A 10,088-nucleotide genomic window follows, 5' to 3' on the forward strand; every position below is an offset into this window, starting at 1 on the left:
CTCTGTTTTTTGGGGCATAATTGTAATGGTTATAATTCGTCTATTCGGTAGCCTTTCTCCTACACCAATTCCTATTGTTGAACTTGTTCTATCTAGTAGCTTTGCTGTACTTGTGTTTAGTTATGTAGAAATAACTCAAACAAAAATACTTTCATATTATTACGGAATGGTTTCGGGGTTTCTAATATATATAATTGTATCAGGATTCCCTCCAAACATTTTAACAAAATAAAAATGGAATCGTAATAAACAAATTAATTTATCAAATAAAAAATAGTGAGGAGTCAAATGGAAGATTATGCTAGTTTAAGAGAGATTGGGTCTGTAATCGCTGATGATGTTTCGCCATCTTTTGACGTTTTCAGATTCAAAGCACTAGCTAACGAGTTTGTTCATCCGGGCACAATTGTATGTTCTAAAATCGATGATAGTAAGTTTTTAGTAGGAAGGATATCATCATCCATTGAGGTCAATCCTCACGAGAGTGCTTCAAGGACAGCCGTTAGACATGCGATGGATATCCCGCCTGATTACCCGGAAGAAGGCTCATCCACAATTATATATAGAGTATATGAAGCGGATATAATAGAAGAAGGATTTGTCAAAGCAGAGGATGGTAACTATCAGTTAGAGATAACCGAACCATCGGATATGGCAAAAGCAGGAATGCCAGTTTTTATACCAAATGAAGAGGTTATTGCTCATGCTATGGGCTTCAAGACTGATACCACGAGTGCGCTGTGTCTCGGACGCACAAGAATTACCGCAGAAGACGTCTTGTTGACAGAGAAGGAGACTAAGAATAATGTATTATTAATGCCGGAGATCATACAGAGACACCTATTCCTTGGAGGCACAACTGGAAGTGGCAAGTCTTTCGCCACAGGAATTATTCTTGAAGAAATTAACAAGTTTAAACTGCCTATCATAATTTTGGATTCTCAGAATGAGTATGTGGGCCTAGCAGAAGGCCTTATGGGGACGGTCCTAAGGCCGGGGCCCGACTATACTGTAAGACTCTCTTCTCTCACAGAAACCGAGGTTCTGGACCTCGTCCCCACCTTGAGGGGAACTATGGGGTATGATCTTCTTGCTTTCTCCTTTCTATCCCTTAAGCGAAGGATGCTTGAAGGTAGAATCCGCCAATTTAGTCTTGGTGACCTCCTAGATAAAATGCGAGAAGATGCTCCAACCCTAGAAGTTAGGGAAAGTAGCCTACAGATCGGTCTCATGCGTACCCAATCTTCTATTAATCGACATGATTTTCTTGGGGAGCGGACTAATTGGATTGAGCTTTTAAAAGACAGTTCCGTAATAAATATCGATTGTGGTCATCTCGACCTAAGCCAGCTCCAGCTAGTTGTCGGAGCAACCCTTAGGGAATTAACTAGTTTAAGACTTAGAAAAGAGATTCCCCCGTACGTGGTAGTACTTGATGAGGCCCATCTTCTTGTACCCGAAGGAGTAGAAAGTCCTTGTAAGCAGGTTATAAGAGAAAATATACGTATAGGACGCCACTATGGTATTTGCATGATACTAATCACCCAGAGCCCAGTAGATATTGATAAAAAGACAATCAGGCAGTGTAATACAAGGCTTATTTTTGCTCTCGAGCCCGACCAACTGGATTCTATTAAGGGAGTCAAAGCCGATTCCACCGTGGATATGCTAAATCGGTTACCTAAAATGCCAAGAGGAACATGTATACTTTCAGGGACATACGAAACCATAAAACATGCTCTCCCAATTAAGATACGATCAGATCGAAAAACTACACCCGGTGGAGTAGCTCCTGATATTTTTAGGGAGGTTCGGGAACAATGGACACAGTGAAAAACGATTCACACGAGTCCGCCTTAACTTTTGAAGAAACGCTTTCTCGCCTTGAAGCAGAAAGAAGACTTGATTCTGCTGTTCTTAGAACAGCTGATTATCTTGTCGCAGCCAGCTTATTGGATGAGGAAAAGGATATCCTTCAAGAAGCCCTTACAAAATTAAAAAAAGAAGATCCGAGGGAACTATACTATGCCTTTCTCAAAGATTGCGTAAAAGAGCTAAAATCAGCTGATAAGGCTCGTCAATACAAATTTGCTAAACAGATTAGAGACGTAGCAATAATGGGGCTTGGAGTGTGGCAAGAGGATATAGGGATATCAGCATCAGGACGGGAAGCGTTACGAATATCTGGTGAGCCAAATTGGACTGCTATCAAAGAGCATATTGATCAGACCGTATTCGGCGAATATTTTATTGAAGAATATAGTGTTCCATCTGATAACATTCTCTGGGGCGATCAGTTCCCGTTACGAATGAGTGCCTGTGATGCAAGCCAACATCGATTTAAGTTGAGAGTTCCCTTTAATAAGACTTGGGCAACTCCCGTTGTGATAAATAACGCTGCAGGGACAATCAAGGAACGTCTAGAAGCAAATTCAAGCTGGAAACACGTGGCCGTGCCAAAAGATACGCGAGAATATGAGGATTGGGTAATCATTGGGCCCGATGACTACTCAGAAATGGATGAAGGTGATTATGAATGGGCAGCAAAATCTTCAATGGATGTTGGCGAGTATTTCGTTGAAGAAACCTTTATTTTTAAACATGGTGGGATTGCTTTAAAACCAGATGTACATTTCAGAGATGGGAGGATTTTTCCACAAGATCATCTGATGAACTGCAAAATAGAGAATAGGCATGGACAATTAACACGAGAAGCCATATATCGAATGGTGACATCTTGTCGTACTGCTGCTGAACTTAAAATTCTTAACTGCGGAGTGGCAAAAAAGCCGACACTCAAGATATATAGTACTATAATCAATTGGTACATTTTAAAAATAATGGGGAATTCCAAATGGAATCCTACAGGTCAAATTATTAGCGACTCTGAGCTAATGCGAAATCTTCTATTTAATTCAGATTTTAACGCTAGCCAATTCGATAAGGTATACATTAGTTGCCCTATATTAAGACGATTTGAAACAACTTCTAATCTTAATCGTAGAACCCGGAAGCAAGTGCAAAATGATTTACGGAGTCTAGAACGTGTATTTCACAGTAGAGGTGTTACCGCAAGGCAGATAGCCGATGAAGCTTTAAAAATAAATGTTATTATGTTCTTCGTAGGTCATTCAAAAACTGACGAGTTGTACCTGCCGCGCTATGAGTTCGAAGTTCTTAACGAAGCTTCATTGGTAGGATTAAGAAACTCTATATTTAAAGTACTCTCAGCCCTACGACTTGCATCCTTTGATGTGGATGAAGACCATCTGTGGGGGTCAGAAGAACCTATTAATACTTTAATTCCCACACCAATCTTAATCGCGCATGACATAAGCAAGAAGATGGGAGAAGAATTAGCATCGAATTTTACACAAAGGGCGACTGCAGAATTTATTAAGCGCCTAAAGGAGACAAGGATTATCGCTTAATGACAGCACAAGCATTTGAATATCCATCCACTCGCTATTCAGGATCCAAGAGGCGCTTTATAAAATGGATATGGTCGAATATAGAGGATTTAAAGTTCGAATCGGCTCTTGATGTCTTTGGAGGAACAGGGAGTATAAGTCTTTTATTTAAAAAGCATAATAAAAAGGTTTATTACAACGATATTTTAAAGTTTAATCGAATAATTGGAACAGCCCTTGTCGAAAATAAGGATACTATAGTAACTAGCAATGACCTTAACAGTGCACTAGCTTTTCGTGATAAAGACTATCCTAATTTTATTCAGAATGAATTCAAGGATATTTTTTATAATTCTAGTGAGAACATCTGGCTAGATAAGGCAATTACTAACTTCTCCCGTGTGCAAAATAAATATAAACGTGCTATCCTTATCTCCGCCCTTTTTCAAGCTTGCCTAGCAAAAAGGCCTTTCAATCTTTTTCACAGGGCGAATCTCTATATTAGAACTAATGAAGTAGAACGAAGCTTTGGAAATAAACCTACGTGGGAACGATCTTTCGAAGACTCAGTTAGACGGTATGTAAATGAATATAATTTAGCGGTCTTTAATAATGGGAAAAATAATAAAGTAATTGGGGGTTTTGACGCCCAACAATGTCCCAATGGAGTTGATCTTGTTTATCTTGATCCTCCTTACTTCTCGAAGTCGTCCTATAGAGGAACTAACTATTTGACTTTTTATCATTTCTTAGAAGGATTAGCTGATTATCCTAATTGGGCTGCAAAAATTAAAAATCCGAGAGGAAAAATAAAGAAAATGCAGGATTACAGTTCAATCACACGTTGGACCCATAAAAGGGAGATTCATAATTCTTTTAACAATCTTATTAAGAGATTCCAAGACAATATCATTGTGTTATCATACCAGAGTGATGGCGTTCCATCAAAAGAGGAAATTGGCACTCTCTTAAGAAATTATAAAAGGAAAGTTAGCGTATTTTCAAAGCCACATCAGTATGTGTTAAGTAAGCAACAAAAAGAGGAATTATTATTCGTAGCGTTATAGTGATATTGAAAGTTATTACAATTCTATTGAGCTGTTATAGCTAATATTTATCATTTCCCTTATCTCTTCATAATCCCCCGCAAATAATCGATCATCGGCTGCGTCACCAGGGGCACCACGTCCCGGATCATGTGCGGCATCAGGTTGTCCATCACCTTGGGCATCAACTCCGGCATCTGCTCCGCCATGTAGTCCGGCATGGGAATCGCCGCCCCCACCCGATCCAGCATCGTCGCCATTACCTTGGGCATCATCAGCGGCAGCAGCCGCGGGAACAGCACCGGGAAGAGCGGCTTCATCAAGGTCAGCGCCCCGGGGATCTTGCCCATCACCCGCATCATCGGTCCCATCCCGAACGGCATCGCCGCGATCAGCTCCGGCCACATAGTGCCCATCAGGTCGGCGAAACCCTGCGGCGTCATCAGCGCGATCATGGCCTCGAACACCGCCCACTGCCGCCTGACCTCCGGGTTGGGATCGGGGAACTCGTAGCCCAGCGCCGCCGAGGCGAACCGCGCCAGGTCCACCACCTCTACCGGCACATCCCGCTTGTCCGCGCTCACCCGCAGCTGGAACTCGCAGCACGGGCACAGCGCCAGCACGGTCTCCGCACCGGCCTCCAATGCCTCGTCCAGCCGCATCTTACCCACGTCGTGCGCCACCAGCGGGTCCTTCAATAGCGTCAGTACGCTGCCGCAGCAGTGGGCCTCCTCGTGGTGGTGGGACATCTCGACAAAGTTCACGTTCGGGATAGCCCTGATCAGGTCCCGCGGCGGCTCGTATACCCCCGACACCCGCCCGATGTGGCACGAGTCGTGCCAGGTCACCGTGGTCGGCTCGCAACCGTTGGCCGGGAAACTGAACTCGCCTGCCTCGATCTTCTCCGAAACCACCTCGCTGTAGTGCCGGGCCGTGATGCCGTATTCCATCCCCAGCTTCTCGGCCCAGATGGGATAGACCCGCCGCCACATCATGTCGCAGGCCGGGCACGATGAGACCACCGTGTCGGCGCCGGCCTCCTTCACCGCCTGGATGTTGTGCCTCATGGTCTCGGCGAAGGTGTCCCACTTGCCGGCCACCAGCATCGGCGTGCCGCAGCAGATCTCCTTCGGGCCCAGGTAGGTGAAGTCCACCCCCGCGGCGTCCAGCAGCCGCACCGCCGCCTGGCCCATGTCCTGCTCCACGTAACTGGCCGTGCAGCCCGCGAAGTACATCGTCTTGGCCTGGCGCTCCGGGACGTATTTCCCCTTCAGGTCTTCCGGGAACCAGGCGTCGCGGTTGGCCCGGTAGCCCGCCCAGATGTTGCCCTCCTTGGTCAGGGCCGCCTCCATCATCTCGAACGGCGGGAAGGTCATCTTCCGCTCTTCGTGGATCAGCAGGCCCCGCAGCGTCATCCAGGCCGGTTCGATCGGCAGCGCCGCCGAACAGCGCAGGTTACATAGCTCGCAGGTGGTGCACACGATGATGGTGTCCACCATGAACTGGTCCCACTCCTCCCGGCCGGCCATGTACTCCCGCAGCCAGTACCATTTGCCCCGCGGGGTCTGGCTCTCCCAGCCCCGGCCGTAGAACTGGTCGCACTCCTCGATGCGGTAGCCGCACTGCGAGCAGCCGTAGGCATACCAGGCCACGTCGGCCGGGATACCCCGCACAGCCTCGCTGGGCCGCTCGCCGATCTGGGTGATCACGTGGTTGCCCAGCGGCCGCACCAGCGGCTCGATAGCCCCGGAAAAACTCATCGCCGCGCCTAGCAGACCGTTACCGATCACCTTGCCCGGATTCAGAATGCCCTCCGGGTCCACCTGCCGCTTGAACTGCTTCAGCCGCCGCACCCGCTCGGCACCCAGAATCTCGTCGGCCTTCGTGGCGAAATACAGCCCCGTCGCGTAAGGGCGGCCGCCGTGCCTGCGGGCGATCTTCATGATCGTCAGCACCAGGCTGAATACGAAATTGTAACTGAACTTCCGCTGGTCGCTGGGAATGAACCCCAGGATGACCACCTCCGGCTCGTCGCCGGCCCCCTCCCGGATGACCAGCCCCTCCTTAACTATCGGCTGGTCCACCTTGCGCTCGATCTCCACCATCACGTCACCCAGCGCGCTCAAGGGGACCACCACCTCCGCCGGTACCAGGCTGGGACCAAGCCGCTTCACCACCATCAGCTTGAAGCGGTGCTCCCATTCGTGCCGGGCGATGCGCTCGCTGAGCACCTCCGCCTCACACGGCTTCAAAATCTCCGGCAGCTTGGCCCGCACCTCTGCGGCGTCCCGCTTGCGGAAGGCCAGGGTCGTGATGTACGAGGCCGGCAGCAGCACCCGCTCCTCCACCGGGTGGCCGTAATGCTCCATCAGCGGCGCCCGGTTCTTCAACTCCGCCATGCGCGGATTGATGAATACCAGCGACCAGATGGGCAGCCGGGCGTCAATAATCGCGTTCACCAGCTGCTGCAGGTCGTGGGCATCCGGGCAGCCGATCGCCACCACCTCCAGCTCCTCCCTGGGCATCACCCGCACCGTCACCACGCTGATAAATCCGGTGATTCCCTCGGCATCGGCGATCATGTCCAGGTCCCCGCCGCTGAATTCCTTCACGCTGCCGTCCGGCAGCACCACCCGCGCGCTGACCACGTTCTCCCGGAACCAGCCCGCCTCGTACGAACCGATGCCGGCCCCGCCCTGCGCCAGCCAACCTCCGACCGTCGAAGCCGGGTAACTCGTGGGATACAGCCGCAGCGTCAGCCCTTCACGCTCCAGCGCCCGGTCCAGCTTCTCCCAGACCACCCCCGCCTGCACCGTGGCCGTCAGCCCCTCCCGGTCGATACTCAGCACCCGGTTCAGGCGGTAAAAGTCCACCACCACCCCCTTCTTGAGCGGCAGCACCCCACCGTATCCCGACGAGGCCTTCCCGCGGGGTGTGAGCGGAATCTTGTTCTCAGCCGCCCAGCGAACCAGGCTCGCCAGCTCCTCCTCGGTCGTGGGCTGCACCACGGCCTCCGGCGTGGTATCACCCACCAGCGGCTTGATCAGGCTGGGCATGGCCGCAATGTCGTGGCCGTAGAGCTTGCGCTCTACCTTGCGGGCAGACAACCGATCACCAAATGTTTCCTGAAGAAAGTTGCGCTCCCGAGCGCTCAGACCAGCCATCGTATCCTCCTGTCTCTCATTGATTTAAGTCCCCTTCGTAACACCTGAACTTAACTTCGTGATGGTTCAAAGTGCAAAAGCCAGAAATGAATTTAAGATAAATGGACTAAAATATCCCAATATATTCTGGGTTAATATCAGCCCTGAACGGAGATAGGTCTCATGTCGTGGAAAAATGTCTGGATTACGTCGAATAATCCCGTGATGAAAATCACGCCCCTGATCATAAATAGGCAAAGGCCTGTTTCGGGGCAACCTTTCGGTCAACGAAGTTGTCTAACCATATAAAATCGGGCATAAGATAATCTACGTCAATTTATTCGTTTGTTCACCCACGAGAAGGGGCATTGCATGGAACGGTTGGACTACAAATTGAAACTATTCATCCTTTTAGGGGCTGCACTAGTCTATGTGGGCTGCAACGCCACCGCCAAACCGACTAACGAGAAGGAGAAACCTGAGGCGGCCCTGCCGGTGGAAGTAAAGCCGGTAGCGGTCGGCCTGATCGCCGCCCATTTCACCGGTCCCGTCACCCTGGAAACGGAAGAGGACGCGCTGGTTGTCGCCAAAACCAGCGCTGTGGTGGAGAATATTTTCGTCGAGGAAGGGCAAGTAGTGAAAGCAGGGCAGCTGCTGGCCAAGCTGGAGGACCAGCGTCAGGCTTTCGAGCTGGCCCGGGCCGAGGCGACGCTCTATAAACTGGAAAACGACTACAAGCGCAACAAGGAGCTGTTCGCGAAGAACCTGATAAGTGCCGAAGTCTTTGAGCGGTCCAAGTATGAATACCAGGCCCAGAAGGCCGCCTATGAGCTGGCCGAGCTGGAAATGGCCTATACCAGCATTACCGCCCCTATCAGCGGAGTGGTGGCCGAACGCCGGATCAAGGCCGGGAATATGGTCGCGGCGAATGAACCCACTTTCCGGATTACCGATTTCAATACCTTGAAAGCGGTACTGCATGTCGCGGAGATTGAACTGGACAAGTTACAGATCAACCAGCTGGCGACCTTGAAAGTTGACGCCCTGCCTGCGAAAGAGTTCTCCGGCCATGTCACCCTCATCAGCCCGGTCGTGGATCCTGCTACCGGCACTATCAAGGTGACCATCGAGTTCGCCAATCCCGACCGCAGTCTTAAGGCGGGCATGTTTGGCCGGGTCGCGATCATGCATGATATCCACCCGAATGCCCTCCTGCTGCCCAAGGAGGCCGTATTGGCCGAAGACCAGGAGGCCGCCGTTTTCGTGGTGCGTGACAGTGTAGCCTACCGGCAGTCTGTTGAACTGGGATTGGTGAACACCGTCCACTATGAAGTCCTCGCTGGCGTTGTCGAAGGTGATCTGGTCGTCACAACTGGCCAGGCGGGACTGAAAGACAGCGCCCAAGTCATGGTCGTCTCATATTAGGACCAGGTTACACCGCTCCTTCCCCATCATAGCCGGATCAGGGCCTTGCCCGCTGTGAATATCAATTACAGGAATGACTAGGCTATCGCCCTCTGAATCACCAGGGCGAAATGCCGTCGGGATAAAAGAAAAATGAACTTCATTGATATCTCCATCAGACGGCGAGTCACCATCGCCATGTTCACCATCAGTGTCCTGTTATTCGGACTTGTATCCCTCTCCCGCCTGAAAATCAACCTCCTGCCGGACCTTTCCTATCCCACTCTGACAGTGCGGACCGACTACCGCGGTGCGGCACCCGCTGAAGTGGAGAACCTGATTACTAAACCGATCGAAGAGAGCGTAGGGGTAGTTAAGAATGTCCAGCGCGTCCGGTCCATATCCCGCTCGGGTCAGTCGGATGTTCTCCTGGAGTTTGCCTGGGGCACCAATATGGATTTTGCCAGCCTTGACGTTCGGGAAAAGCTGGATGCCCTGGAGCTGCCTCTGGAAGTCCAGCGTCCCGTAATCCTGCGTTTTGATCCCTCGCTGGACCCCATCATGCGCTTTGGGCTTTACCAGGAAACACCCACCCTGGATCAGGATAAGCAGGACGATACCGACGTCAAAATCATTCTGGCCAGCGGCAGTTTGTCCCCACCCAATCCATACCAGGAGGATCTGTTGAAGTACCTGCGGCGTTTTGCCGAGGAAGAGATCAAAAAGGACCTGGAATCGGCCCTCGGTGTGGCAGCGGTAAAGGTCAGCGGCGGCCTGGAGGATGAGATCCAGGTGCTGGTGGACCAGGATCGTCTATCCCAGCTGAATCTGACCATTGAAGACATCGCCCGCCAGCTGGGAGCGGAGAATGTCAACCTGTCAGGTGGTCGGCTCGATGAGGGGATCCAGCGATATCTGGTACGAACGTTGAATCAGTTCCAGTCGGTGGCGGAGATCGGCGATCTCATTATTACCCGACGCGGCGGTACCCCCGTCTACCTGCGGGACTTTGCTCTGGTACGCCAGGGGTACAAGGAGCGGGAAGCCATCACCCGCATGGGTGGAGTTGAAGCGGTGGAGATCGC

At 50.8% G+C, this 10,088-nt stretch carries 7 protein-coding genes; 6 read left to right on the forward strand and 1 reads right to left on the reverse strand.

Annotated features, from left to right (window positions below):
- The 4 genes from ACETWG_05280 to ACETWG_05295 all read left to right on the forward strand — a co-directional run.
- Window positions 1-232 (forward strand): hypothetical protein (locus ACETWG_05280; protein ID MFB0516000.1); only part of this gene is annotated, 232 nt, incomplete at its 5' end.
- A gap of 56 nt (window positions 233-288) precedes the next feature.
- Window positions 289-1,833 (forward strand): ATP-binding protein, encoded by a 1,545-nt coding sequence (locus ACETWG_05285; GenBank protein MFB0516001.1) that lies wholly within the window; start codon window positions 289-291, stop codon window positions 1,831-1,833.
- The gene (locus tag ACETWG_05290) at window positions 1,821-3,431 is read left to right on the forward strand and encodes a hypothetical protein (GenBank protein MFB0516002.1); all 1,611 of its coding nucleotides are present in this window, start codon (window positions 1,821-1,823) and stop codon (window positions 3,429-3,431) included. Before ACETWG_05285 ends, ACETWG_05290 begins: the two co-directional genes overlap by 13 nt.
- Window positions 3,431-4,477 carry a DNA adenine methylase gene (locus ACETWG_05295; GenBank protein MFB0516003.1) on the forward strand — a complete coding sequence of 349 codons (1,047 nt, stop codon included), beginning with the start codon at window positions 3,431-3,433 and terminating at the stop codon, window positions 4,475-4,477. Before ACETWG_05290 ends, ACETWG_05295 begins: the two co-directional genes overlap by 1 nt.
- Window positions 4,478-4,536: 59 nt before the next feature.
- Here ACETWG_05295 and ACETWG_05300 read toward each other — a convergent pair whose 3' ends face one another.
- Window positions 4,537-7,620 (reverse strand): FAD-binding and (Fe-S)-binding domain-containing protein, encoded by a 3,084-nt coding sequence (locus ACETWG_05300; protein MFB0516004.1) that lies wholly within the window; start codon window positions 7,618-7,620, stop codon window positions 4,537-4,539.
- A gap of 351 nt (window positions 7,621-7,971) precedes the next feature.
- On the opposite strand from ACETWG_05300, the gene ACETWG_05305 reads away from it, so the two are divergent.
- Together ACETWG_05305 and ACETWG_05310 are read left to right on the forward strand one after the other, a co-directional pair.
- Window positions 7,972-9,024, forward strand: a complete 1,053-nt coding sequence (locus ACETWG_05305) for an efflux RND transporter periplasmic adaptor subunit (protein ID MFB0516005.1) — start codon at window positions 7,972-7,974, stop codon at window positions 9,022-9,024.
- A gap of 132 nt (window positions 9,025-9,156) precedes the next feature.
- A partial coding sequence (locus tag ACETWG_05310; GenBank protein MFB0516006.1) for an efflux RND transporter permease subunit occupies window positions 9,157-10,088 on the forward strand: 932 nt, incomplete at its 3' end.

This window comes from Candidatus Neomarinimicrobiota bacterium (genome assembly GCA_041862535.1).
Lineage (GTDB): Bacteria > Fidelibacterota > Marinisomatia > SCGC-AAA003-L08 > TS1B11.

Excerpts from the sequence above, each read along its gene's own strand:
- ACETWG_05285 (MFB0516001.1), top strand. The coding sequence starts at position 289 with ATGGAAGATTATGCTAGTTTAAGAGAGATTGGGTCTGTAATCGCTGAT.
- ACETWG_05290 (MFB0516002.1), top strand. The coding sequence starts at position 1,821 with ATGGACACAGTGAAAAACGATTCACACGAGTCCGCCTTAACTTTTGAA.
- ACETWG_05295 (MFB0516003.1), top strand. The coding sequence starts at position 3,431 with ATGACAGCACAAGCATTTGAATATCCATCCACTCGCTATTCAGGATCC.
- ACETWG_05300 (MFB0516004.1), bottom strand. The coding sequence starts at position 7,620 with ATGGCTGGTCTGAGCGCTCGGGAGCGCAACTTTCTTCAGGAAACATTT.
- ACETWG_05305 (MFB0516005.1), top strand. The coding sequence starts at position 7,972 with ATGGAACGGTTGGACTACAAATTGAAACTATTCATCCTTTTAGGGGCT.